The sequence below is a fragment of the Amphibacillus sp. Q70 genome, from assembly GCF_052055485.1.
Lineage (GTDB): Bacteria > Bacillota > Bacilli > Bacillales > Amphibacillaceae > Amphibacillus.
In genome coordinates, this window is sequence record NZ_CP197171.1 from 1,760,384 (window position 1) to 1,786,026 (window position 25,643).

At 35.5% G+C, this 25,643-nt stretch carries 21 protein-coding genes and 1 riboswitch; of the genes, 15 read left to right on the forward strand and 6 right to left on the reverse strand.

The window, feature by feature from the left end:
• Window positions 1-5 precede the first annotated feature (5 nt).
• Genes ACS127_RS07830 through ACS127_RS07840 form a run of 3 tightly spaced genes read left to right on the forward strand, consistent with a single transcriptional unit; the run spans window position 6 to window position 2,040 of the window.
• Window positions 6-635 carry a response regulator gene (locus tag ACS127_RS07830; RefSeq protein ID WP_440897862.1) on the forward strand — a complete coding sequence of 210 codons (630 nt, stop codon included), beginning with the start codon at window positions 6-8 and terminating at the stop codon, window positions 633-635.
• Between the two features lie 11 nt (window positions 636-646).
• A complete protein-coding gene (locus ACS127_RS07835; RefSeq protein ID WP_440897863.1) occupies window positions 647-1,225 on the forward strand; it encodes a DUF1700 domain-containing protein in 579 nt (192 codons plus the stop codon).
• Window positions 1,226-1,230: 5 nt separating this feature from the next.
• On the forward strand, window positions 1,231-2,040 hold the full coding sequence (locus tag ACS127_RS07840) for a DUF4097 family beta strand repeat-containing protein (RefSeq protein WP_440897864.1): 810 nt from the start codon (window positions 1,231-1,233) through the stop codon (window positions 2,038-2,040).
• 151 nt (window positions 2,041-2,191) lie between these two features.
• On the opposite strand, the gene ACS127_RS07845 is transcribed toward ACS127_RS07840, so the two are convergent.
• From ACS127_RS07845 to ACS127_RS07860, 4 genes are all read right to left on the reverse strand, one after another.
• Entirely contained in the window at window positions 2,192-2,680 is a 489-nt protein-coding gene (locus tag ACS127_RS07845) for an NUDIX domain-containing protein (protein WP_440897865.1), read from the reverse strand.
• A gap of 158 nt (window positions 2,681-2,838) precedes the next feature.
• The gene (locus tag ACS127_RS07850; protein WP_440897866.1) at window positions 2,839-3,450 is read right to left on the reverse strand and encodes a YpmS family protein; all 612 of its coding nucleotides are present in this window, start codon (window positions 3,448-3,450) and stop codon (window positions 2,839-2,841) included.
• A 156-nt stretch (window positions 3,451-3,606) separates the two neighbouring features.
• Entirely contained in the window at window positions 3,607-4,473 is an 867-nt protein-coding gene (locus tag ACS127_RS07855) for a GDSL-type esterase/lipase family protein (protein ID WP_440897867.1), read from the reverse strand.
• 1,273 nt (window positions 4,474-5,746) lie between these two features.
• Window positions 5,747-7,426 carry an O-acetylhomoserine aminocarboxypropyltransferase/cysteine synthase family protein gene (locus ACS127_RS07860; RefSeq protein ID WP_440897868.1) on the reverse strand — a complete coding sequence of 560 codons (1,680 nt, stop codon included), beginning with the start codon at window positions 7,424-7,426 and terminating at the stop codon, window positions 5,747-5,749.
• An 88-nt stretch (window positions 7,427-7,514) separates the two neighbouring features.
• Window positions 7,515-7,618, reverse strand: a riboswitch (SAM riboswitch).
• A gap of 143 nt (window positions 7,619-7,761) precedes the next feature.
• Between ACS127_RS07860 and ACS127_RS07865 the strand changes: the two genes are divergently transcribed.
• The 12 genes from ACS127_RS07865 to ACS127_RS07920 all read left to right on the forward strand — a co-directional run bounded on the left by ACS127_RS07865 (window position 7,762) and on the right by ACS127_RS07920 (window position 21,791).
• Window positions 7,762-8,208: an Hsp20 family protein gene (locus ACS127_RS07865; protein ID WP_440897869.1), complete on the forward strand. Its 447-nt coding sequence runs from the start codon at window positions 7,762-7,764 to the stop codon at window positions 8,206-8,208.
• 279 nt (window positions 8,209-8,487) lie between these two features.
• A complete protein-coding gene (gene cls, locus ACS127_RS07870; RefSeq protein ID WP_440897870.1) occupies window positions 8,488-9,930 on the forward strand; it encodes a cardiolipin synthase in 1,443 nt (480 codons plus the stop codon).
• Window positions 9,931-10,239: 309 nt separating this feature from the next.
• Window positions 10,240-12,123, forward strand: a complete 1,884-nt coding sequence (locus ACS127_RS07875; protein WP_440898106.1) for an ABC-F family ATP-binding cassette domain-containing protein — start codon at window positions 10,240-10,242, stop codon at window positions 12,121-12,123.
• 66 nt (window positions 12,124-12,189) lie between these two features.
• On the forward strand, window positions 12,190-13,425 hold the full coding sequence (locus ACS127_RS07880) for an aminopeptidase (protein WP_440897871.1): 1,236 nt from the start codon (window positions 12,190-12,192) through the stop codon (window positions 13,423-13,425).
• Between the two features lie 1,148 nt (window positions 13,426-14,573).
• The gene (locus ACS127_RS07885; RefSeq protein ID WP_440897872.1) at window positions 14,574-16,520 is read left to right on the forward strand and encodes a BglG family transcription antiterminator; all 1,947 of its coding nucleotides are present in this window, start codon (window positions 14,574-14,576) and stop codon (window positions 16,518-16,520) included.
• Window positions 16,521-16,533: 13 nt separating this feature from the next.
• Window positions 16,534-16,935 (forward strand): PTS sugar transporter subunit IIA, encoded by a 402-nt coding sequence (locus tag ACS127_RS07890; protein WP_440897873.1) that lies wholly within the window; start codon window positions 16,534-16,536, stop codon window positions 16,933-16,935.
• Window positions 16,936-16,952: 17 nt separating this feature from the next.
• A complete protein-coding gene (locus ACS127_RS07895; RefSeq protein ID WP_440897874.1) occupies window positions 16,953-17,438 on the forward strand; it encodes a PTS system mannose/fructose/N-acetylgalactosamine-transporter subunit IIB in 486 nt (161 codons plus the stop codon).
• 27 nt (window positions 17,439-17,465) lie between these two features.
• Window positions 17,466-18,209, forward strand: a complete 744-nt coding sequence (locus tag ACS127_RS07900) for a PTS mannose/fructose/sorbose/N-acetylgalactosamine transporter subunit IIC (RefSeq protein ID WP_440897875.1) — start codon at window positions 17,466-17,468, stop codon at window positions 18,207-18,209.
• 2 nt (window positions 18,210-18,211) lie between these two features.
• Complete coding sequence (locus ACS127_RS07905) at window positions 18,212-19,072, forward strand: PTS system mannose/fructose/sorbose family transporter subunit IID (protein WP_440897876.1); 861 nt, start codon at window positions 18,212-18,214, stop codon at window positions 19,070-19,072.
• 169 nt (window positions 19,073-19,241) lie between these two features.
• The gene (locus ACS127_RS07910) at window positions 19,242-20,345 is read left to right on the forward strand and encodes a DgaE family pyridoxal phosphate-dependent ammonia lyase (protein WP_440897877.1); all 1,104 of its coding nucleotides are present in this window, start codon (window positions 19,242-19,244) and stop codon (window positions 20,343-20,345) included.
• A gap of 20 nt (window positions 20,346-20,365) precedes the next feature.
• Entirely contained in the window at window positions 20,366-21,106 is a 741-nt protein-coding gene (gene dagF, locus ACS127_RS07915) for a 2-dehydro-3-deoxy-phosphogluconate aldolase (RefSeq protein WP_440897878.1), read from the forward strand.
• Between the two features lie 49 nt (window positions 21,107-21,155).
• Entirely contained in the window at window positions 21,156-21,791 is a 636-nt protein-coding gene (locus ACS127_RS07920) for an HAD family hydrolase (protein WP_440897879.1), read from the forward strand.
• Between the two features lie 429 nt (window positions 21,792-22,220).
• Here the strand turns inward: ACS127_RS07920 and recQ are convergent, their stop codons facing one another.
• Window positions 22,221-24,299: a DNA helicase RecQ gene (gene recQ, locus ACS127_RS07925; RefSeq protein WP_440897880.1), complete on the reverse strand. Its 2,079-nt coding sequence runs from the start codon at window positions 24,297-24,299 to the stop codon at window positions 22,221-22,223.
• A 161-nt stretch (window positions 24,300-24,460) separates the two neighbouring features.
• Entirely contained in the window at window positions 24,461-25,618 is a 1,158-nt protein-coding gene (locus ACS127_RS07930; RefSeq protein ID WP_440897881.1) for an AI-2E family transporter, read from the reverse strand.
• Between the last annotated feature and the right edge of the window lie 25 nt (window positions 25,619-25,643).

Here is a 25,643-nt window from a genome sequence, read left to right on the forward strand (position 1 = left end):
TAAAGATGATACGTGTTTTATTTGTAGATGATCATGAAATGGTTCGGATTGGTGTAACCACCTATTTAGCCACACAAAAAGATATTGATGTGGTGGGAGAAGCAGAGGATGGTGAGGAAGCGATTAAACTCGCCCTTGAATTAAGACCAGATCTGATTTTAATGGATATTGTAATGGACAAAATGGATGGAATTGAAGCAACAAAGGAAATTATTAAGCAATGGCCAGAAGCCAAAATCTTAATGGTTACTAGCTTTGTTGATGATGATAAGGTTTATCCGGCGCTTGAAGCGGGAGCAACAAGTTATTTATTAAAAACGTCAAAAGCAAGTGATATTGCTGAAGCGATTCGAAAAACAGCACGTGGTGAATCTATTTTTGAACAAGAAGTGACGAGTAAAGTCATGGCTAAAATGCGTGGTGAAGCAAATCCTGATTTACATGATGAATTAACAGCTCGTGAAATGGAAATTTTATTACTGATTGCTGAAGGGAAGACAAATCAAGAAATTGCAGATCAACTCTTTATTGCTTTAAAAACAACGAAAGTCCATGTCAGTAATATATTGAGCAAGCTTGAAGTTCAAGACCGAACGCAGGCAGCGATTTATGCTCATCAGCACAAGCTTGTTTAAGGAGGGACAACATGAACCAAAAAAGATATTTACAAGAGTTAGCTTATCATCTGCGTTCGCTTCCAAAAGATGTTCGCGATGATATTATTGAAATGTATCGTGATCAATTTAAAATTGCAGAGCTTGAAGGACGCTCAGAAGAGGATACCATTTTACTAATGGGGCGAGCCAAGGCAAATGCTGAGAAAGAGTTGGCGATTCATGCAGATCAACTTGATTTTGATCAGCCAGATAGGTTTGAAGAGCAGGAAGAGCAGCCTTATCGACATTCAACCTCAAGATCTAATCAAAAAACAAATATTCCTGTCCTTATTGTATTAATTTTTGTTAATTTAATTTTTGTCTTAGGTCCAGCATTAGGTATATATCTAGCAGGCCTGGGGTTATGGGTATCTTCAATTATTATGATGGCTACGCCGGTGATTGCAATCTGGCGGGATCAGTTCTTTTCTCTTCCAGAGTTTTATCCAGTCTTAGCTACATTTGGGTTAGGCGTGCTTTTATTTGTTGCGATGTACTACCTGGGCAAATTAGCACATCGATTGATTCGAGCTTACTTTAATGGCATGAGCCGATTGGTGAAGGGGTGAAGAAGATGAAAAAGTTTGCAATGATCGGCTTAATCGCATTAATTATTGGTGGTTTGGGAACTATTTTTCATTGGGAACAGTTATTTATGCTTGGATCAGCTGAGCAAGCGAGTGAATCGATGTCATTCGACAGTGATCAAGTTGAAACAATTATTGTGGATAGTGATGTGGCAGAACTTAATTTTTTCAAAACGGATTCTGATGACATTGATGTTGATTTAAGTGTTGTTAGCAGATTTGATATTGAAGATATCTTTACAGTTAATCAATCGAATCAAACTTTACAGCTAACTATTAAAGAAGAGACAAATTTTCTGTTTACAATCTTTCCCTTTATCGATCGGCAATTGACTTTGAATGTTGGCCTGCCGGATTCATTTTCTGGATCGATTGATGCAGAAGTTAATGTGGGGCATATTCAGTTAAATGATCTGGTCTTAGATCAGTTCAGTGGTTACGTTGATGTAGGTATGATCGAAGGACAAAATATGGTATTAAATAATGGTAGTGCAGTAACTAATGTTGGGGAAATCGATCTGTCTATGGTGACAGGCGAATGGTATTTGGAAACAGATGTTGGTGATCTTAGACTAGATTTACTCGAATGGCAAGGAAAAGTTGAGGCCTATTCAAATGTTGGTGATATAACCATCAAATTGCCTGAGGAGCCAGAAAACTATACCCTTGATTTAGAATCAGATCTGGGAGACATAACAGGTGTTGATTCACCTGTTGTAAAAATGGGGAGCCAACAAGACCCAAGCTTAGAAGCAACAAGTGATATTGGTGATATTGACATTCAATGGAATCGTTAACCGGTTCGATAATAGAGAGAACAATGATTTGGTAAATAAGCGAAAACCACTCGCTATGAACTGGACCTCTACCTATTAGATTTGTTGGGGTGCAGTTCACTGGCATAAGTGGTTTTTAGTGTTAGATAGCTGGTAAGTTCACTCTGTTTAACTAGGATTCAGAGAATAAAGTGAATGGAAGATCAGTGTTTGAAGTAAAACGCCCGTATAAATCAGTTGTGTCTTTGCCAATGGTCAGATAGTGTTCAATAACTTGTTTGGCTGTTAAAGGCATATCTAAAGCTAAGGCATCCTTCATTTTAACCCAACTTAGCATACCTTCATTACTTACTATTTCAATTTCAGGGCATTTTAGTTCCGCAAAATAGTAGTAAATTTGTCTAATTTCATTTTGAGTATTTCTGAGTGCTATGTATCTTAAATTCATATTCTTAATATCTGCAACAGTTAATCCTGTTTCTTCATAAAGTTCTCTTAACACACATTTTTTTGGCTCATTAATTTCTTCGGGTTCAAAATGGCCTCCTGCGGTTGCAATATAAGCATCCTGAGTGGCTGCAGAACCCATTCGATAAAGGAATAAAATTTCATCCCCTCTAACTAGGTATATTGAAGTCATATTTCTAAATGTCTTATCCATAATAGTCTCCTTACTTTTAAAGGGTTTTTATAAAATTATACAACTTTCAATAGCAAAACAAGCTGAAGCGTGGAGCGTATGTCATGGATTTTATGGACATACAGATAGCCAAGCCTGAGTAAGCAGACAATCTGTTCACTATGCTAGTTGCCGGACAATCATTCCTCCTCATCTGTGGCAACAGCACCAGCACGTGGAATTTTAATCAAGAAAGAAATATTTTCATCTGTCAAATCAAGCTCCTGAACACTAAAGCGGAAATTACTTTGGATATCAATTTGCGTTACAGCAACATAGAGTTGTTCATTTTGCGAATCAAAGTAAAGCCAATCAGGTGTATCAATTTGGCGATTAATATAATGTAAGATTCGATCTTTAGGTAGATTTAATAAGCCAAGTGACATTTCAGTCATCATTAAGACAAGATCACCATTTGGCTGGACGACTGGATCCATGCGAATGTTTAACGGAATGGCTGCACCAAATGCCATGAATGAGCCGGATAACTGTATATCTTCATCAATATAAACAGTGAAATTAGATTCATCTGCTGATAACACTAAATCTACATAGTCATTAATCAGTTCATTTAAATCTTCTTTAGTTGACTCAACTTTAAATTCTGCACCGGGTTCATCTATGTAATTGGGAGTGGGTAAGGGGTCCGATTTAGGTGGTGTCGAAAATATGAAAATAGCAAATACAGTCACAATAACAAGATTAGCTCCAAATAAAATGAGAAAATAAAGTTGCCAATTTCGTTTCTTCATACTTGATCACCTTCTTTTTCAAAAATAGTAATGTGGAAACACCCGGAAAGATTTGTTTCCACATCATTGGTCAAAGACTTCAATACATCAGAACAAGAGGAAAATGTGTTGAATGGATGGATTGAATTTTTAGGAAAAAGGCATTAAAGATACCCATTATTCCAACGACATTCCTTCATTTTCAGGATTATCTTCTTGCTCAGCTGCTATATTTTCAAGCATGGTTGTTATCGAATTGAGTACCCTTGCTCCGATCAAGGAATATCCCGTTTCATTTGGATGAAAGTTATCGTCAGCTAATAAATTGATATGATCAATTTGAAATAGATCATGGACTGGAATGAAATGTCCATTTGGATAGCTTTCAAAAACAGTCTCTCCTGTTTGATTCCAATTAATTAAAATTTCCTCTAATGCTTCAATATTATCAAAATAGCCCTCAAAAGGATTGTAAAAACCAATTAAATAAATTTCTACATCTTCATTATATGAGTGAATCAGTTCAAATAAGTCCACTAATCGTTCTTCATAATTATCAAGTTCTAAGTCAAAAACAGCTTCATCTAAATTAAGGATATTTTCACGAACAATTTGCATAATATCATTTGCGCCTGCTGTTACTAACACAATATCCGCACGGCGAATTGATCGCTGGATGGCGTTTTCCTCTTCTATGCGTTCAATCAGCTGATCCGTTCGATTTCCGCGCCTACCAAAATTTTCAATTCGAACACGATAATCCAAGTCTGTTAGTCGACGTTTAAGTGTTGATAAATATCCATCTCTGCTTGTTTCATCGCCAACTCCCTGTGTTAAAGAGTCTCCGATCGCTGAAATATGATAATCATTTTGGGTAAAGACACTAATCGTTTGTTCAACAGCATCTTTTAAATTTTGGGATAAATCATTTGTTGTTGATTGTGCTTCTTCATCCATATTTTCAACCTGACCGATCATTTCATCAATCGGTTCCTGATCAGGTTCTGTTACCGTTGTTTCGTTACTAGAACTAGGTCTGAACATAAAAAATAAAAAAACACCAAGAACGAGAATAAGTATACTCAGCCCAAATAACAATTGTTTCCGTCGTCGTGTCATGATAAAAACACCCACTCAAATGTAGTTTGTATAATCATATATATTCCCCTTATTTTAAAAAATAAAACGGAACTGTCTTATGCATTATAAGTTATTTGAGTTATTTTCGAAAGGGGGGGAGTATTTAACTGTATTTAAAATCACTTCTCTAAAATTAAAGCAGAGTCATCTAATAATCATTAACGTTGCAAAACAAGGTGAGGATTGCTTACTCTAGATATTTTTTGGGGAAAACTTACTTTAATTAAAAAGGTTTATGCAATGCTAGTGTCTAATCATAAAACGAAACTTCAATCAGTGGGAGTTGGGCCTACAGGATGTAGGTCATGCAGATGTTTCCGGTGGGACGAGAGTAAACGCAGTCCCAGTCCCAGGAGGTGACGGTTTTAATCTGCGTTCCCCTAGCTCCCACTGATTCATAATGAGGAACACAAGCTAACATCTTCGCGTCCTGGGACTCAGAATAAGAAAACCCCTTATTCTTGCGGTGTAAAGCTCCGTAGTTTTCCTTAGTGCGGTTACTTGCCCCATCGAAACCCATTGTTGACCCGAGTTTTACGGACGCTAATCTGTGATAAATACAGGGGCAGGACAAAATTAAGTTTGCTAATTAAAAAATAAGGAGCTGTTACTAGGATGAATTTTAACAACTTTTTTTGTGAGTAATGGAATTAAAATATTCTGTTATCCGACATTTTAACCTGAGCTGTTAAGTGAAATGAATGATAGAAGGGCTCAATCCGACATTTTGATCTGAGCTGTTAAGTAAAATGAATGATAGAAGGGCTCAATCCGACATTTTGATCTGAGGTGTTAAGTAAAATGATTGATAGAAGGGCTCAATTCGACATTTTGATCTGAGGTGTTAAGTGAAATGATTGATAGAAGCTCTCAAAGTGACATTTTAATCCGAGATGACAAATAAAATGATTGATAGAAGTACTTAGCTACTCAACTTTTCTACATAGAAGTTAAATTTAACCTAAAAAGATGGGCTGATTTTGATGTTCTTGTAAATGTTTATTGATGGTTGAGTGACTAGACCATAGATCAGTTAACACAAAAAGAAGCGATCACAAGATGTACATCATACATTTTGCAACAGCTTCTTATTTTTATTTAGATACATATCAACTGACAACGATTCATTATTTGTAGCTCAATTCTACTTACTGTATTCTACTCACACTATTTCTCATTAATCATGGTTTGGGTTTAAACGAATTTGATGCGCTGTGCGGAATAGGCATTCATTCTCAACGATAAATTGTCCATTTGATTCAGCTTGTGCTTTTAAAGCACTGTAATCTTCTTGTGTTCTAAACCAAACGATTTTGGCGTCAGCGGGTAATTGACTAACAGCATCTGGATCGGCTACAAATAATAAATCGATTGACTCATGATTATCAGCGAGATCAGTGAACTGGAAGCCAAGCTTAGCAAGTTTCTTCAAGCAATTATGTTTTGAACCATCACCAGCAACAACTATATTTTTGGGGCGGATTGCACCGTCTTCACGAGCAAATGGTGATTCAAGTACCCAACGTACGGCATCCTCAAGTGCAGGTTGAATCATTGGGGCTGTATCTGTTGCATGAGCAATCGCCTGATCTAAATCGGCAACAATATCAGCATAGCTTTCTAACCCAACGGATAAACGAATCAGAGACTCTGTCACACCACTAGCTTTTAAACCTTCTGTACTTAATTGTTGATGAGTGGTGGAAGCAGGATGAATAATCAATGACTTCGCATCCCCAACGTTGGCAACATGGGAGAAGAGCTTCACTTGATCAATCACCTTACGACCAACTTCACGATCCCCTTTAATCCCAAAGGTGATGATTGAACCATACGTATCAGTTAAATACTTTTCTGCTAACTGGTGGGAAGGATGTGAAGCTAATCCCGGATAATTCACCCATTCAACTTGAGGATGGTCAACTAAATACTTAGCCACGCGTTCAGTGTTTTCACTATGTCGTTTGACACGTAAATTAAGTGTCTCTAAGCCTTGGATAAATTGAAAGGCACTTTGTGGGCTTAAGGCGGGGCCAATGTCACGTAATAATTGGACACGAAATTTTAAGGCAAAAGCCGCTGGCGCAACATCAGTACCAAAGCGAATGCCATGATAGGATTCATCAGGTTCGGTAAAGCCAGGGAATTTACCATTATTCCAATCAAAACGACCACCATCAACAATAATACCGCCAATGCTTGTGCCATGACCACCAATCCATTTCGTTGCCGAATGAATGACAACATCAGCTCCCCATTTGATTGGATTTGCTCCATAAGGTGTTGCGAAAGTATTATCAATAAGTAATGGAATGCCATTGTCATGAGCAATATCAGCAACTGTTTCAATATCAAAGACATATAAAGAGGGGTTCGTAATTGTTTCAGCAAAAATTGCTTTTGTTTTGTCTGTTATTGCTTCTCTGAAGTTTTCTGGATCGGTTCCATCTACAAAGACAACCTTAATCCCATACTTCGGCAAAGTTTGATCGAATAAATTAAATGTTCCACCATATAAATTACTATCCGTTATGATTTCATCGCCTGCTTCAGCAATATTTAAAATGGCTAGAGTGATAGCTGACATTCCTGAGGCTGTTGCGACAGCAGCAACCCCATCTTCTAATAAAGCCACTCTATTTTCAAATACATCAACAGTTGGGTTCATAATTCGACTGTAAATATTTCCTGGTTCAGCTAAGCCAAATAAATTTTGCGCATGTTCTGTATCTCGAAAGACATATGAGGTTGTTTGATAGATCGGCGTCGCCCGTGAACGAGTGACCGGATCAACGGTCTGTCCTCCATGAATTAATTGTGTTTCTGCACCAACGGATTGAAAAAAACCCTTCGACATCATACTTTTCCTCCTTTGATTTTTAAGCATCATCTTTTCAAAAAAACCCTCTTCTATTTTTAGAAGAGGGGACGTGTTCCTGATCCTCCTCTTATCTTCCAGATTAGACAAACCTGTAGGATTTAGCACCTTTGCAAAATGCCGGTTGCTGGGCTTCACAGGGCCTATTCCCTCAGCCGCTCTTGATAAGAGTCATATATATTACTAAGGATTATAGTTGAGTTTCAGTTATTCGTCAAGGTATTTTCGCAAAATTTCAACTATTTAGAAAGCAGGGAAATGACACAGATTTAGCTGATGTGCATAAATTAGTTAGGGATAGGAGTGTGAGAACAATGACAGAACATGATCAAGATTTTCTGAAGCAGGCACGTGATTGGGTAAAAAAGATGGATAGCTTATTTCAGCGTTATCCTGATGACAGTTTACTTGCCTCAATCGATCAATTTTTTCAAAATAGGCAAATACCGACATATGTAAAAAACACAGAAGATGAATGGATTGTGACCTATCAATTGCCCGGAGTGACAAAAGACCGGATCCACATATCAATTGAAGATAACCGTTTAGTTGTCAAAGTGACAGAGAAACAAGAACAGGAAGTAAAGGATGACCAAAAGGATTATTATCATTTCAGGCAATTTCAGAGAGCGCGTGAGAGCATACTTTCGCTACCGGGTACAGTTATTCCTTCAACGCTAACGACCTCATTTGATCATGGTTTACTTAAAGTAAAAGCAAAGAAGCAAGCGATTAAAAAACGAGATTTATCGATCGATTAATTGAATAATCATTTAGACCAAATTAAAGAATGACATCGCTTTTCGCAGGCATAATAACCACTGTTAAAGTAACTTTAACAGTTACCATTTCAGTGGTTTGCCTTCGAAGGCGATTTTTGCTGTACATCAAGCTATGATAAATTGCTAAAGATGAAGTTTATGGTAAGAAGTAGTGAGTCTAAGAATGTGTATTATTCTAATTCTGAGAGTCGGCAGATGAAACTTGTTCATAAAATATGGTATATTATGATTAGAACATCCATGAGAGGAGGAAAACATTTGGATATTATTGCACTCATTTTAGGACTTATATTATTTTTAAATATTGCTTTAGCTATTACGATTGTATTTCTTGAGCATAAAAATCCAACATCCACTTGGTCATGGTTGCTTGTGTTAACTTTTATTCCACTTGGCGGTTTTTTACTTTACCTTATGTTCGGACGTAAATTAAGTCGGAAGAAGCTCTTTATTTGGGATAATAAAAGTAGATTTGGTGTTAAAAATGCCGTTGAAAATCAATTGCAATTACTAGCAGAAGACAGTTTTCCAATTCCTGATCATTTTGAAAATAATCGAGACTTGTTTTATCTGCATTTACGCAATAATGATGCGATCTTAACTCAAGAAAATGAAGTTGAGATTTATAATGATGGACAAGCTAAATTTGATGCACTGATCAAAGATATAGAATCGGCTAAACATCATATTCATATGCAATATTATATTTATCGAAGTGATCATCTTGGAAAACGTATTGGAAACCTATTAAAGAAAAAGGCACAAGAGGGTGTCTCTGTTCGTTTTTTATATGATGACTTAGGGGCTCGAAAGTTAAGTCGACGCTTTATCCGAGAATTAAAGCAAGCAGGGGTTTTGGTAGAAGCCTTTTTTCCTTCATTGATTCCTAAGATTAACTTTAAAATAAATTATCGTAATCATCGAAAACTCGTGATTATCGATGGGGAAATTGGTTATACGGGCGGGTTTAATGTTGGTGATGAATATCTCGGTGAAGTAAAAAAATATGGTTATTGGCGAGATACCCATTTGCGCATAACAGGTGAGGCCGTTCGAAATATGCAAACACGTTTTATTTTGGATTGGAACCAAGCTTCAAAGCAGCAGCTTATCCTCTATGACCCGATCTATTATCAGGCGAAACCCAATGGTAATGTTGGCATGCAAATTGTTTCAAGCGGGCCAGATTCTGACTGGGAACAAATCAAGTATGGTTACATCAAAATGATTATGGAAGCTGAAGATTATGTTTATATTCAAACACCTTATTTTATTCCTGATGAGAGTTTAGCTGATGTGGTCAAAATAGCGGCCTTATCTGGTATTGATGTTCGAATTATGATTCCGAATAAGCCTGATCATCCTTTTGTTTATTGGGCAACCCATTCTTATATTGGTAATATGCTTGAAGCAGGGGCAAAGATATATATTTATCAAAATGGTTTCTTACATGCAAAGACGATTATGGTTGATGGTAAGATTGCATCAGTAGGAACCGCGAATATTGATGTTCGAAGTTTTCGCTTAAACTTTGAAGTCAATGCCTTTCTATATAGTGAGGATGTAACGCAGCGTTTAATCGCTGATTTTGAACAGGATATGAGTCAATCTGATTTATTGACACTAGAAGATTACCGGAAGCGATCACTTTGGATTCAAATTAAAGAATCAATCGCTCGTTTAATTTCGCCAATACTGTGAGAAGCTCAGACAAAAATAAATGGATTAATAAGAAAGGTGAATGAAATTCAAGCTGATTGGATTGATCATTCGCTTTTTTTTACGGATTATCAGTAAATTTAATCACGAATTAGATGACTGAAATGGAGTTAGCTATGATTAATGGGTGAACACTGATAAATTAGAAAATAAAACGAAGCCCGTTTTTGCTCCGAGTTTTACGGACGGTTATCTGTGATAAATAGAAGCAGACTGTTAAAGTTACGCCGTTATTTGTTTGATCAGCAAGACTATATTATACTAGCAAGAGAAGTAGTTGGGAGTGATATGATGGAAATCTTATCGGTAGAAAATTTAACGAAAAGTTATGGAGAAAAAACGTTATTAAACCAAATCACATTTTCAATAGAGAAGCAAGATAGGATTGGAATCGTTGGTGTTAATGGAACAGGGAAATCAACACTTTTAAAGCTAGTGGCTGAAAGAGAAGATCGAGAACAGGGTACGATTAGACATGCTAATGATTTTTCAATGGCTTATTTAGCACAAGAGCCTGAACTCCAGCCAGATCGGACCCTATTAGCTGAGGTTTTTGCAGGTGAATCCTCCCTGATGACCGCACTTCGAGAATATGAAGAAATCCTTTATCAATTAGAAAAAACACCAGATGATGGATCCGTCCAAAGACAATTTACACGTATTCAAGCAAAGATGGATCGTTTGGATGCATGGGATGCAGCCACCACAGCAAAAATAATCTTAACTAAATTGGGTATTAATCAGTTTGATCGAGAAATAAAAATGTTATCAGGCGGTCAACAAAAGCGGGTAGCCTTAGCAAAGGCATTAGTTCAACCGGCACATTTACTTATTTTAGATGAACCGACTAACCACTTGGATCATGAATCGATTGAATGGCTAGAAAAGTTTTTGCCAACTTATCAAGGGGCTATTATGTTAGTAACACATGACCGTTATTTCTTAAATCGGGTAACGAATCGGATTTATGAGCTCGATTTGGGCAACCTGTATCAATATAGCGGTAATTATGAAACCTATTTAGCCAAAAAAGCAGAACGCTTGCAACTTGAACAACAGGAAGAACAGAAACACGCTAATATCCTAAGAAACGAAATGGCTTGGCTCAAGCGTGGAGCAAGAGCACGTTCTACCAAACAAAAGGCGAGAATTGATCGAATCAAAGATATGAAAACTAAAAACTTTGCAACCGATCAGTCTGAACTTGAGTTTGGTGTTGGCTCAACGCGATTAGGTAAGAAAGTCCTCGAACTTAATCAAGTGACTAAAGCTTATCAAAATAAATCCCTTGTTGATTCATTCTCTTATTTGATTAAACCGGGTGACCGAATAGGCATTGTCGGCCCAAATGGCAGTGGAAAAACAACTTTACTGAATTTAATTGCTGGAAAAGTTGAACCTGATCAAGGTGAAGTGGATATCGGACCAACAGTGAAATTGGGCTATTATCAACAAGATCATAATGATATGGATGAAAATTTAAAGATTATTGAATATATTCGAGAAACAGCTGAAGTAATTCATACTGAAGACAATCAAGTGGTTACTGCTGAACAGATGCTGGAGCGTTTTCTATTTCCTCGTCCTCAGCAGTGGACCTATATCCACAGACTTTCAGGCGGAGAAAAACGCCGGCTTTATTTGTTAAAGGTATTGATGGAAGAGCCTAATGTATTATTGCTTGATGAGCCAACTAATGACTTAGATACACATACATTAGCCATTTTGGAAGACTATTTAGATAGTTTTCCTGGTGTCGTGATTACTGTTTCACATGATCGCTACTTTCTTGATCGAATCGCTCGACAACTGCTCGTCTTTAAAGCAGCGGGGATAATAGAAACCTTCTATGGCAATTATAGTGAGTTTTTAGAAAAACAAGTCAATCTAAAAAGTTCTGTGACTAACGAAAAGCAAAAGCCGGCTAAAGTAAAACCAAAGAAGAAGAAACTGTCTTATCATGAGCAAAAGGAATGGGCTGTGATTGAAGATGAGATTGAAGAACTTGAGCAAGGGATTGAGCAAGAGAAACAAGCGGTTTTAGCAGCAGGATCTGATGCTGAAGCGGTGCGAATGCATTATGACCGTCAGCTTGAACTCGAAGCCCTTCTGGAAACAAAGATGGATAGGTGGGAAGAGCTCTCTTTACTTGTCGAAGAATTGGAGCAGGAATAATATATTTCATAATCCGAAATAAGTGATGTATAATAAGATCTGAATAGAAAATTTGGAGGGAATCATATGGCAGATGTAAAGTTGCAAGAAAAATATGCTGAACTTGCTTTAAAAACAGGAGTTAATTTGCAAAAAGGACAAGCTTTAATGATTAATTCGTCAATAGAAGGTGTAGACTTTACTCGTATTGTTGTGCGAAAAGCATATGAATTAGGAGCAAAGGATGTCATTATTAACTGGCAAGATGACGAAATCACTTTATTAAAGTATCAAAATGAATCAGAAGAAGTGTTGATGGATGTACCACAATGGCAAGTTGATAAATATTTAAGCTATGCAGAAGATGGCGTTGCTTTATTGTCGATTCGATCAACGAATCCGGATTTGCTAAAAGAAGTTGATCCAGCAAAAGTGGCTAAAGCGACAAAAGCTCGTGCTGAAGCAATGAAAGAATTCCGAAAGTATACGATGAATGACCGAATTGCTTGGTCAATCATTTCCATTCCAACTGGAGATTGGGCACAGAAGATTTTCCCAGATTCAGATGTAGAAGAAGCAAAGGAAAAGCTATGGGAACAAATCTTCCAAATTGTTCGTGTTGATCAAGAAGATCCAATCGCTGCTTGGGATCAACATAATCAAACATTAAAAGATGCCCATGGTATTTTAAATGAAAAAAAATATAAACAATTAATTTTCAAAGCACCTGGGACAGATATTACTTTTGATTTACCAGAAGGCCATATTTGGAAAGGTGGCGGTGCGTATACGACAGAGGGTCGCCATTTTAATCCGAATATGCCAACAGAGGAAGTCTTTACTGTTCCACATAAATATGGAGTTAATGGTGTTGTGACGAGTACAAAGCCATTGGTCTATGGCGGTAATATGATTGATAATTTCAGTCTAACTTTTGAAGAGGGTAAAGTTGTTGATTTTAAAGCTGAGCAAGGCTATGAAACGTTGAAGCACTTATTGGAATCTGATGAAGGCGCAAAACGTCTAGGCGAATTAGCGCTTGTCCCTGATGCTTCACCTATTTCTCAATCAGGATTGATTTTTTATAATACTTTGTTTGATGAAAATGCATCTTGCCATATTGCTTTAGGTAAAGCCTACCCAACAAATTTAGAAGGCGGCTCTGAAATGTCTGATGAGGAGCTTGATCAGCATGGTGTCAATGATAGTCTAACACATGTCGACTTCATGATTGGCTCAGCAGACTTAGATATTGATGGTGTTACAGCCGATGGAAAAACAGAACCAGTCTTCCGTAAAGGGGCTTGGGCATTAGATATTTAAGTTCAGTGTGACCGATGATTTGATGAAATAAAACGAAACTTCACTCAGTGGGAGTTGGGCCTATAGGATGTAGGTCATGCAGATGTTTCCAGTGGGGCGAGTAACCGCAGTCCCAGTCTCAAGCCCCATCGAAACCCATTGTTACCCCGAGTTTTACGGACGGTTATCTGTGATAAAATGAAAAGTGATAGAGACAAAACGAGTCTCATACGAATAAAAACGGTTGTGTTTATCTATTTTTGATAAACACAACCGTTTCATTTTTGCTATTATTTCCCTTGTTAACGGCGGAGTATTTTCTTATTATTTACGTGAAACTCTGGATAGAAGCCCTCTAACCGACATTCTGATTTACGATTCCGATAAAAATGTATGATAGAAGCCCTCTATCCGACATTCTGATTTACGATTCTGATAGAAATGTATGATAGAAGCTCTTTATCCGACATTCTGGCTTGCGATTTCGATAGAAATGTATGATAGAAGCCCTCTAACCGACATTTTGATTTACGATTTGATATGAAATGTCCTTCTATATTTATTTCGAATTCCATTCCCTTGATTAGAGCTTACTCGAATGAATTCAAGTGTTACAGCTAGAATGACAATAATGCTTACGCTTATTGAGTTGTACAGTCTTTCTAGCCACATAAAAACTACTAACAATTTTATTGTGCAACAGCCCTTTTTATTTGGCTGCGCTTTGTTTCAGCTCTTTTTTTGTAACATAAGAAAGTTTAACAAGTTCCTACTCATGCTTGTCGCTCCGAAAATATCTTACGCTTTCCTTGGATTTGCCCTCAGTCTTGATAAATTAATATTATTTATTAGCTAAAATATCAATGGTGTCTTCTATATGCAATCCAAAAAGTAAATGTCCCTTTTCCACTCAATTGTGCCCTTAATCGTATATTTGAATACTTTATCCGAAGATAGGATTCCTCAAGAAAGATATATACTCATAAAATATTTAATTAGAATAGTTTTGCACTATATACAGAAGCATTATTTTACTAATAACAAAATTAATAATAGATAAACCGTAGCATTAATATAAAATTGCACTATTAAATGTGCATGAGAATGATATTGTACAAATGATAAGGTTGGACTAACATTAAATTAGGTTAGGTAATGAGGTGACTATTATGGAAACGCTTAATGATAGACAAAAACATATTTTAGCTTTCTTAGCAGATGTTAATGGTCCTGTAACAGCTAAAGCATTAGCTGACACCTTTAAAGTATCATTAAGAACCATTAGATATGATACTGAAGAAATAAAGTTATGGTTAAAAGACTATGACTTAGAATTAATTAAGAAACCAAAGGTAGGAGTTGTTGTATTAAACAAGACGAAATTAAAAGAAATACTTTACAAATTTGAATTAAGACCAGCAGAAGTATATTCATTAGAAGAAAGAAAAAAAATTATACTCTTAATGATTTTATTTTCACGGGGAAATGTTTTCTCTTATGACATGGCAGATAGACTTAATATTTCGAAAACGACAGTTATTAATACGATTAAAAATCTAAGAGATGAATTAGATAATTTTGGAATAACGATCGAAGGAAAAACAAGAGTTGGATATTTTATAAGTGGTAATGAAGTCTTGATTAGAAAATATATACTATATGAGTTGTTTCCCATATTACGAAAAAAGTGTCAGAATGTATTCCGTTTTTTGAATATGTTTATTGATTCAGAAGTAATGAAGGATGTTCATTGGATTGAAAAAAAGATATCAAAAAATATAAATTATAATCAAAGTGTAGAAAAAATACAGTTTCTAAGATTTTTCATTTTGATGTTAGTTTCTCGAATTAATACAGGTAAGCTGATAGAAGAAAAACCACATTATCATATATTCTGTTATAAATCTGAAATTTTCAAGAATATACAATCAATTATGAATGAGGTTTTTGATGGTGGTAAAAGTGAATTTATTTACAATGAAATAATCTATTTTATTCACTTTTTGTTAAAGGAGAACTATGACGAAACGGTCCTTCTTTATGTTGAAGTTAATGAAGAAGAGATAAATGAGATAGTAAGTCAATTAATTGAGTATGCGGGATCATATGTAGTTTTACATGATACCGATATGCTTCGAAGAGAACTGAGGGCTCACTTCATACGTTCATTTAGCAGGTTAAAGTTTGGTATGAATGATCACAATCCTATTTTGGATGAAATCAAGACAAAATACGGGGATATATACTACATTATTGAAGATACAAAAAAGACTATATTTCAGGCCTACCATATTAATATTAGTGAAGATGAAATAGGATTTATCACTTTGTATTTTGTAAAGGCAATCGAACGACCAATCATTAAAAATAAGAAAATTCTTTTGGTTAGTAACTTGAGAAAATCAACGACAAGCTTCCTTAAAACTCGCCTTTTAAATAACCTGACAGATGTAGAAATTGTTGATATAAAGCCAGCCGTTGATAAGACATTGGATGAAGCACAAATTGAAAAAGTAGATTTGATCATTAGTACTTACAACATTGAAGAAGTTGGAAAGCCAACATTAATTGTCAGCCCAATGATCACTAGTCAGGAGCTGGGTCAAATTAGAGAATTATTATACCTCCGAAACCCAGTTGAAAATCGGAAAAAAATAGAGTTGGATGACTTTAAACATAGTTTATCTAAAATCCTAAATAAAAATAATCCGATTGCTAAAGATTCAAGAATGAACATTGAAATTATGAACTTTTTCTCTTTTTATTCTGAACGGTATTTTAATAATATGGATTTTTTGGATCAAGAAGTAGAAATGATATCAATGATTTTATTAGAGGTATTAGAAATGGTAACTAAATTAGTAGATGTTAACCACCAAAAAAGTAATTATTTAAAGGCTGTTACAGGTATATTTATTCATATCGTTATGGCTGTTCCAAGGTGGCAACGAGGGGAATTTATCTATGAGAATAACTATGACTATTACAAATACAAATATCCAGAAGAAATTAAAATTATAGAAGAAACTTTAACAAAAATAAATAGTAAATATAACTTAAACATCAAGAATACTGAAGCAGTTAGTATCTTAAGTTATACATTAAATCATAATTAACGAGGTGAAAAATATGCCGAAAAAATATGACATCTTATTGCTAACACATGGTGAGTGGGGGGGTTCTCTTCTCTCTAATTTAAAAATGATAGTAGGTAATGCACCAGGGGCTTATAGTATCCCACTAATGTCAGCGGATACATTTAATGATTACTATTCTAGAGTAGAAGAGAAAATCAAAAGTTTAAATTCATCAGTACTTGTTCTTACAGACTTATATGGTGGTACGACAAGTAATGTAGCTTTAAAACTTACACAAAAATATAATTTAAAAATAATTAGTGGTTTAAATGCTGGATTACTGTTGGAAGCAGTCTCCAATCAGCAATCAGAATTAAACGACCATTTAGTCCGGGAGTTGTTGGAAGCGAGTTTGAATAATTGTAAGGTTTTATCAATAAATATTAAATCTTAAAAAATGGAGTGAAATAAATGGCTCAAATCGTTTTATGCCGGGTTGATAGCAGATTAATCCATGGTCAAGTCGTTACAAAATGGGTGAATCAATCACAAGCAAATCACATTGTTGTTATCAGTGATGAATTGGAGAAGGATGATTTTATGAAAAGTATATATTCGATGGCAGCACCTCCGGGAGTTAAGGTGGATATTTTCGGGGTGGAAAGTGGTGTGAATACTTGGAAGGATAACCAATTTGGAGAGGGTAATGTTTTATTATTGGTTCCTGATTTAAAAACATTATCTAGTATTGTCAACGAAGGGATTCAATTGAAGGCAGCACAAGTTGGCGGATTAGGAGGTGGACCTGGTCGTAAAGTTGTATATCAGAACATCACACTGGATGATAATGATGTCGAAATACTCAAAATACTAGATCAAAAAGAATTGGACCTTTATTTTCAGACAATCCCAGAAGATTCACCATTAAAATTAGCAAGCGTTTTAGAAAAATATTAATGATCATCAAATGAGAGGAGAAATTATATGAATACGCTAGGAATTGCTATCGTAATGGGTTTATATTATTGGTTTGCAAGATTAAGATTGGGTTATACCTTTTCAGGTATATTGGTACAACCGTTACCCATAGCGTTTGTAGTCGGCTTAGTAACCGGCAATATGCATGACTCTATGATTATCGGTGCAGGACTACAATTGATCTTTTTAGGTGTTACATCAACTCCGGGTGGAAATGTACCGAATGATCCTGCTTTAGCAGCTACCATTGCAATTCCAATTGGAGTAGCTGCCCAAATGAGTCCAGAAGCCACTATTGCACTAGCTGTTCCATTCGGTGTCATAGGGGTCTTCATGGATCAGCTACGTAGAACAATTAATGCTGCCTGGGTGCATATGGCCGATAAACATGTCGAGACTTTAAATTATGGAGGTATATACAGGGCAGCTTTTCTCTATCCAACAGTTTTAGGATTTATTATAAGGTTTCCAGTTGTCTTTGCGGCAGTGTATTTTGGAGAATCAGCTGTTAATAGATTGATTGAATTGATTCCGGAAACGCTGATGCATGCCTTTGAAGTTATGGGTAGTTTGTTACCAGCCTTAGGTTTTGCCTTGACTATTATGGTAATTGGGAAAAAATCTTTAATCCCATATTTTTTGATTGGTTTCGTGGCTGTTATGTATTTTGATGCTGAGGTTATGGCAATTGCTGTAATTGGTACTTGTATTGCCTATTTAGTGAAAAATAAAGGTCTAAAGGAGGCATAATGATGGCGATGGATAAGGAACAGATAATGGAAGCTGCAAATAAATCAGTGAAAGGAAAGCTTTCAAAAAGGGATTTACTTAAGACGTACATTATATACCAACTTGGTTGTGAATTATCAAATTCTTATGAAAGACTACAAAGTTTAGTTTTTTGTGCCTCTATGATTCCTGCTGTGAAAAAATTATATAAAGGGGATGAAGAAGCACAAAAAGAAGCACTTAGAAGACACTTAGTATTTTTTAATACAGAAGGAACTGTAGGATCCGCTATTCAAGGTGTGGCTTTGGCGATGGAAGAGGAAAAGTCAAATGGTGCTGAAATTGGAGATGCTTCGATAACTTCTATTAAAACGGGTTTGATGGGACCTATGGCGGGTATTGGTGATTCAATAATATGGGCAGCCTTAATGCCAATTATACTTTCTCTTTTCATACCAATGGCGAGAAATGGAAGTGGTTTTGCGGGGGTTGCGCCGGTAATTATTTATACGGCTATCACGATGTATGCTAGTTGGTTATTATTGAATAATTCATATAAATTAGGTAAGTCATCCATTATAACGTTACTGCAAGGCGGGCAGATGAAACAATTAATATATGCTGCCAATGTTTTAGGAATGATGATGATGGGGGCTTTATCTGCTAGTTATGTTACGATCTCAACACCTTGGGAAATTTCTACATCTGCAGGAGTGGATATCGTTATTCAGAATATCCTTGACGATATTTTTAAAGGGTTGTTACCTCTGGCAGCAGTATTTGGCATTTATTTATTCATGGTAAAGAAAGGACCAAGGTATGGGCTTATTTTAGGGACTATCGTTTTAATAAGCATTGTTGGAGCATTTCTTGGAATTTTGTAAGAAATTTAATAGATAGGCTAAAAAATATTAATTTTAACGATCTCAAACGTAACTTATATTCATATTAACTCGCTATTTTCACTTGGTATAAGTCGAAAGAGATTACCAAAAAAATAGCGAGTTTTTAATAGTTTCCATATTACTATGTATGAGGGGGTATCTCTAAAAGATGGAAAATGTCTATCAAAAATACAAATTGAAAAAAGTGATCAATGCATCAGGAAAAATGACTATTCTAGGTGTATCTAGAATTTCAGATGAAGTTTCAGAGGTTCTCAAGACTGGGTCGCAAAACTTTTTTGAAATGAAAGATTTAATAAAAAAGACAGGAACGCATATAGCTAATCTTTTGGAAGTTGAAGATGCAGTGATCGTTTCTAGCGCATCAGCAGGAATTGCACAGTCAGTTGCAGCGATAATTGGAAAAGGAAGTCAACATCATTTATATCATCCATTTGATAAAAGTTATTCCAAAAGAAAGATTGTTTTACCTAAAGGACATAATGTTGATTATGGGACACCGATCGAATTAATGATCAATCTAGGTGGAGGGAAAGTTGTTGAGGCTGGATATAGCAATATGTGTTCAAAACAACATATCGAACTTATGATAGACGATGATACCGCTGCAATAATGTATGTTAAAAGTCATCATTCAGTACAAAAAAACATGTTAAATATTAAAGAAGCTGCTGAAATGGCAAAAAACTATCAATTACCATTGATAGTTGACGCTGCTGCGGAGGAAGACTTGGTTAAGTACTACCAAATGGGAGCTGATATTGTTATTTATAGCGGGGCAAAGGCAGTTGAGGGACCGTCTTCAGGAATTGTTTTAGGAAAAACAAAATATATAAATTGGGTTCGTATGCAAGCTAATGGTATAGGAAGATCAATGAAAATCGGTAAAGAAAGTATTTTAGGAATAGCTTATGCTATCGAACAATTTTTAAAAATTGGTAGTGAATCTGGGAAGAGTATGATTTGCAGGTTAAAGCCTTTTATAACGGAATTAGAGGATATAGAAGGACTAAAGGCTGAAATCGTGCAAGACTCAGCTGGAAGAGATATATACCGAGCAAAGTTAATAGTTAAAGAAGATTGTTTTTTAGATGCTAAATCAATAGTTGATACACTTAAGGCAGGATTTCCCGCAATTTACACTCGTGAATATGAAGTTAACAACGGGATTATTGAATTTGATATTCGTAGTGTAAGTAATAGTGAAATAAAACAAATTGTCAATAGAATAATGGAAATTACACAAAAATAAATCGTGAATAGGGGAGCATTATGCAAAAGAAACCCACATTTTATAAAGATAGAGTTTGTCTAAACGTATTAACAAATTCAGTAGCTAACGCAATTGATTGTTATCAGATAGCTGAAGGAAATGTAGTTTTAGGTGTTTTATCGATAAATTATGATGATGATCAAAGTGCAATTGTAGATATGATAAAATATCAAGAAGCAGTAGATAATGCTATTTCAGTTGGATTAGGTGCAGGAGATCCTAATCAGAGTGATAGAGTTGCCCGGATATCAAAAGAAATACAGCCACAGCATGTCAACCAAGTATTTACTGGAATAGGCAAAAATAGAACATTGCTAAATCAGAATGAAACACTGATCAATGGTCTAGTATCGCCGACAGGTAAAGTAGGTTATGTTAATATTGCAACGGGTCCTCTAAGCAGTCAATCAATACCTACAGAGGTTCCCATTGAAACGGCCATTGCTTTGCTGAAAGATATGGGAGGAAATTCGGTAAAATACTTTCCAATGAAAGGTCTAAAACATAAGGAAGAATATAAAGCAGTTGCAGAAGCATGTGCTAAAAGTAATTTTATTCTAGAACCAACTGGCGGTATAGATTTCAATAACTTCAGGGAAATTATTGAAATTGCAATTAATGCTGGAGTTAGACAAATAATCCCGCATATTTACAGTTCTATTATTGACCCTAGAACAGGTGAGACAAAACCTGAACATGTTCATCAGTTATATGAAATAGTTAAAAGTGTTTTAGGTTAGATGGTATGCTATTGCAATACCTTCATGGAATTTAATTAGGGGGATTGAATTGGATAAATACGGAGTAATATTTGATATGGACGGAGTAATCATAGATAGTGAGCCTGTTTATAAATCTATAAATGAAAAGATATTTAATCATATGGGGATAAAGATAGATGATGAGGCTATTCTTCACGAAATCATGGGTGTAATCAAGCAGAGAAAGTGGGAATTGTTAAAGGAAAGATATAATTTAAAGGAAAGTATTGACACTTTGATAGAAATAGAAAATAAATTTTTTTCACAGGTAGAACTTGACTTTAAAAAAATGTTGTTTCCAGAGGTTGTATCTATACTTCAAACTTTAAAATTATCAGGCATGTCAACTGCTTTAGCATCATCGTCTGATAGAAAGCGAGTTTATTCTGTTTTAAAGCAGTGTAAACTAGAATGTTATTTTGATAAAGTCATTACTGGTGATGATGTGGTAAATGGAAAGCCGAATCCAGAGGTCTTCCTTACTGCTGCAAAGGAGTTTGAACTACCTCCAGAAAATTGTACTGTTATTGAAGATTCTACTAATGGTTTACTTGCTGCTAAAAGGGCTAAGATGAATACAATTGGAATAAAGCATCAAGAAATTAAAATGGACCTTTCTCTTGCAGATAGGATAGTTCATTCCCTTGGTGAAATAACTTTTTGATCTTCGATTTAACATAATTAGTTCATCGTTCTAATTCTAATAAATAATCTACTTGTTAAAACGGTTTTGAAGATAAACTTTGCTTTTCAAAACCGTTTTAATTTTAGGTACATTAAAAGATGATGATTCATATATCAGTGCATTTTACTCATTTGTTATTAAACGCTCTAAATTCTTCATAAATTTTAAGAAGTAACTCGTTATGTTCAATTTTGATCCTTCTGTCCTCTTTGTACGCACGGACTAAAACTTTAACTAGGATGATAGGAATGACTATGACAATAGCTATCATAAGTAATTGAACAAGTATAACGATAATAGGTATAATGTCTGGAAACATTATTCATTTACCTCCTTTCATTTACTAAAGCTATAATGTTAACGTTTGTTATCGATGTGTGAAATAATTAAGTATATGTTACCTTTCATTTAATCATCCAACAAATCATTTTTAATTAGAACAGCTTTGATCATCGTGTAATCAATCTCATCATGAACCAACTCTTTAATGGGTTTCAAATAAGGCTCTCCAGTTGTCTGATAGGCTTCAAGAACAACTTCTTCGACTTCATCATCAATAAAATCAGACCAATCGATGGAGTAACCTTCTTGATATGCCTTGAAAAGATGTGTAGCGATCGTTTGCTCTTGCACGTTACGTTTCTTAGCAATTAGTTCGATTGGATTTCCTTCATCATAGAGCTGATAGCTGATTAAATGACTCGGTTGATTACTTGATTTTAAACGAATGATTTCTAAAAATTGTTCACCGTATGAATCAAATTTTTTCAAGCCAACACCTTTAATTTTCAACATGTTTTCTTTATCAGTCGGCAAATAACGGCAGAGCTCTTTTAAAGTAGCATCTGAAAAGACAACGTAGGGTGGGACGTTATCTTGGTCAGCAATTTCCTTTCGTAAGAGACGAAGTTGTTCAAATAGCTGGCTATCAACATCAGCTTCTTCGGTTTGTTGAATTTCCGTTTGGCGCATCCAGACCTCAGCTTTGTTTTTTAATACATCGGCCGCCTTACTTGTTAATTTAAGAATGGGAAAGCGTTGGTCGCCAGTGGTTAAGTAGTCTTCAGCAACGAGAAAATGAATAAAATCGGTAATCTCCTTTTCAGTTTGATGTTTCATTAGTCCATAGGTAGATAGATTTTCAAGTTGAAATTGCTTAACCTTTTTATCTTTTGATCCTTTCAACACCTTAGCCGTTAGTCCTGTACCAAAACGCTGTTCCATTCGCATCACACAAGATAACACTATTTGTGCATCACGAGTTCGGTCGACTTTTTCACCTGTTTTCGTGCAATTCGAGCAATGCCCGCAATCATCGTAGCTATTCTGCTCTTCAAAGTAATTTAGGATATATTTGGGCAAGCAATTATCGGTATGACAGTAATTGATCATGGAACGGAGCTTTTTATATTCGAGCGCCTTTTTCTCCTCATCTAACTCAGATTGTTCAATAAAAAATTTTGGCAAATGACTATCTTGTCCAGAAAATAACAGAATACAATCACTGGGTTCACCATCTCGCCCTGCTCGTCCTGCTTCTTGATAATAGGCTTCAATATTCATTGGTAAACTGTAATGAATCACAAAGCGCACATTAGATTTATCAATTCCCATACCAAAAGCATTTGTTGCTACAATAATTTCAACCTCATCATTGATAAATTTATTTTGTTGCTGACGTCGAACATCTTCCGATAAACCAGCATGATAGTAGGCTGTTCGAAAACCTTTTTTAATAAGTTGGGCATGAATGGTATCAACAAGCTTTCGGGTAGGAGCATATATAATACCTGATTCGTGTTTATGATCTGGTAAATAATTGAATAAAAAGTCTTGTTTGTTTTGTCCTTTTACTAAATGAAAGGACAGGTTATCACGATAAAAACCAGTATTTACAACAGATTGATCATCAATATTTAGCAGGTTTTGAATATCACATACTACCTCGGGTGTAGCAGTTGCTGTTAAGGCTAAACGGAGGGGAATGTGGTTGATGTGCTCTAATGTTTGAATGATCGATCGATAACTCGGTCTGAAATCATGCCCCCATTGAGAAATACAATGAGCTTCATCAAAAGCAATAAAAGATATTTGAAGTTGTTGAATGATCGACAGAAAATAGTGATTATCAAAGCGTTCAGGTGCTACATAGATAAAATCAAAGTAACCCTCCCTTAATAAGTTCATCCGTTCTTCGTATTCATCATTTGTTAAACTGCTATTGATGTATGTCGCTTTTATCCCTAACGTATGTAAACTATCAACTTGGTCTTTCATCAGTGAAATAAGTGGTGAGATAATAATCGCTGTCCCATTCAACAAGACGCCAGGAATTTGATAGCATAGTGATTTCCCACCACCTGTTGGCATGATACCAAGTGCATTTTGGCCAGCCAAAATGGTAGAAATCAATTCCTTTTGTCCATTGCGAAAATCATCAAATCCATAATAATCTTGTAAAATTTGCTTTGCTTTTGCTAATTGCATGATAAACACCTTTCTAAAACAAAAATTATGAGGCAACATGAGTAATGGCATATCCACAAAGAATAGTTTCATGGGGATATGCCATAAGATAGAAATGCTAATCACATCAATCAAAAAACGGCTTAATCTATTTGAGATACTTTCTGTTATCGTGTATAAAGCTAAAATAAATTCCTTTCACCTGTTGGGCGTTGATGCTCCGTATAGAGATGGTAAAAGTGAGTAGCGATTGTTTTGGCCACAGCATAGGCAGGAACAGCAAACAAGATACCAAGGAAACCAGCCATTGCTCCAGCAGCTAAAATCACCGTAATAACTGTTAACGGATGTAACTTTAAAACCTTACCCATGATATTTGGTGAGAGTAAGCTACTTTCAATTTGTTGTGCTGCAATCATAATGATCGCTGTCCATACTCCAACCATAGGCTCTTGGAAAAAACCAACAACAACAGCCGGAATGGCGGATAGCCATGGACCAATGAAAGGAATCAAATTCATAAAGAGACCAAATACAGCAAACATTAAGGCATAATTGAGACCAACGATCCAATAACCAATCAGTAACATGATCCCGACACTCAAGCTGACGAGCAGTTGCCCCTGAATAAAGGAGGACAAAACGATATTTATATTCTTTAATAAAACTTTTAAACTATTTGCTTTTGATTCACTTAAAAAACCTGTTATAAAGGGAACAAACTTATGTCCATCCTTCAACATAAAGAAAAGGAAGAAAGGAATCAAGACGAGCGCAAAAATAAAACTAACAAATGAGCCGATAAAACTAAACAATGAACCAACAATTTGCTCCGTATACATATCTAAATTATCGATTATATTTTGAATCGATTCTTCAAAACTTGCTGGCAGGTATTCTTGCCGATTTTGCCAAATGCTCCATAATTCTTCAAACGAAGCCATCATTTGTGGAGCACTTTCAACTAAACGAGCGAATTGCTCTTGGATCGGTGGTATAACAAAGTAAATACTGAAGAATATCAGTGCAATTAATAATAGAAATACAAGTATAATACCAAAAATCCGTTTAATTTTAAAACGTTCTAATAAGTTAACTAAAGGATTTGTGACATAAAACAGAAGCCCTGCACCTACAATCGGAGTAGCAATCGCCGCAATTAACAAGCCGATGGGTTTAAAGATAAATGCTGTTAGGCTTAATAAATAAATTAAAGCAAAAATTAACACTGCATAGAGCAAAAAGCGGAAAGATTTTTTCTTGGTCAATTTCATCATGCCTTTCGATAATAATCTAGCATTATCATAGCATAAAATTGCTAGAATATTAAAAGTAAACATGTCGAGGCTGTTTGATTGTTGAAAT

What these genes read in the sequence shown, in the direction of transcription:
- ACS127_RS07835 (WP_440897863.1), top strand. Translation starts at nt 647, where the DNA reads ATGAACCAAAAAAGATATTTACAAGAGTTAGCTTATCATCTGCGTTCG.
- ACS127_RS07885 (WP_440897872.1), top strand. Translation starts at nt 14,574, where the DNA reads ATGGAAACGCTTAATGATAGACAAAAACATATTTTAGCTTTCTTAGCA.
- ACS127_RS07850 (WP_440897866.1), bottom strand. Translation starts at nt 3,450, where the DNA reads ATGAAGAAACGAAATTGGCAACTTTATTTTCTCATTTTATTTGGAGCT.
- ACS127_RS07875 (WP_440898106.1), top strand. Translation starts at nt 10,240, where the DNA reads ATGGAAATCTTATCGGTAGAAAATTTAACGAAAAGTTATGGAGAAAAA.
- ACS127_RS07905 (WP_440897876.1), top strand. Translation starts at nt 18,212, where the DNA reads ATGGCGATGGATAAGGAACAGATAATGGAAGCTGCAAATAAATCAGTG.
- ACS127_RS07900 (WP_440897875.1), top strand. Translation starts at nt 17,466, where the DNA reads ATGAATACGCTAGGAATTGCTATCGTAATGGGTTTATATTATTGGTTT.
- dagF (WP_440897878.1), top strand. Translation starts at nt 20,366, where the DNA reads ATGCAAAAGAAACCCACATTTTATAAAGATAGAGTTTGTCTAAACGTA.
- recQ (WP_440897880.1), bottom strand. Translation starts at nt 24,299, where the DNA reads ATGCAATTAGCAAAAGCAAAGCAAATTTTACAAGATTATTATGGATTT.
- ACS127_RS07895 (WP_440897874.1), top strand. Translation starts at nt 16,953, where the DNA reads ATGGCTCAAATCGTTTTATGCCGGGTTGATAGCAGATTAATCCATGGT.
- ACS127_RS07890 (WP_440897873.1), top strand. Translation starts at nt 16,534, where the DNA reads ATGCCGAAAAAATATGACATCTTATTGCTAACACATGGTGAGTGGGGG.
- ACS127_RS07910 (WP_440897877.1), top strand. Translation starts at nt 19,242, where the DNA reads ATGGAAAATGTCTATCAAAAATACAAATTGAAAAAAGTGATCAATGCA.
- ACS127_RS07845 (WP_440897865.1), bottom strand. Translation starts at nt 2,680, where the DNA reads ATGGATAAGACATTTAGAAATATGACTTCAATATACCTAGTTAGAGGG.
- ACS127_RS07880 (WP_440897871.1), top strand. Translation starts at nt 12,190, where the DNA reads ATGGCAGATGTAAAGTTGCAAGAAAAATATGCTGAACTTGCTTTAAAA.
- ACS127_RS07840 (WP_440897864.1), top strand. Translation starts at nt 1,231, where the DNA reads ATGAAAAAGTTTGCAATGATCGGCTTAATCGCATTAATTATTGGTGGT.
- ACS127_RS07865 (WP_440897869.1), top strand. Translation starts at nt 7,762, where the DNA reads ATGACAGAACATGATCAAGATTTTCTGAAGCAGGCACGTGATTGGGTA.
- ACS127_RS07930 (WP_440897881.1), bottom strand. Translation starts at nt 25,618, where the DNA reads ATGTTTACTTTTAATATTCTAGCAATTTTATGCTATGATAATGCTAGA.
- ACS127_RS07860 (WP_440897868.1), bottom strand. Translation starts at nt 7,426, where the DNA reads ATGTCGAAGGGTTTTTTTCAATCCGTTGGTGCAGAAACACAATTAATT.
- ACS127_RS07830 (WP_440897862.1), top strand. Translation starts at nt 6, where the DNA reads ATGATACGTGTTTTATTTGTAGATGATCATGAAATGGTTCGGATTGGT.
- ACS127_RS07855 (WP_440897867.1), bottom strand. Translation starts at nt 4,473, where the DNA reads ATGTTCAGACCTAGTTCTAGTAACGAAACAACGGTAACAGAACCTGAT.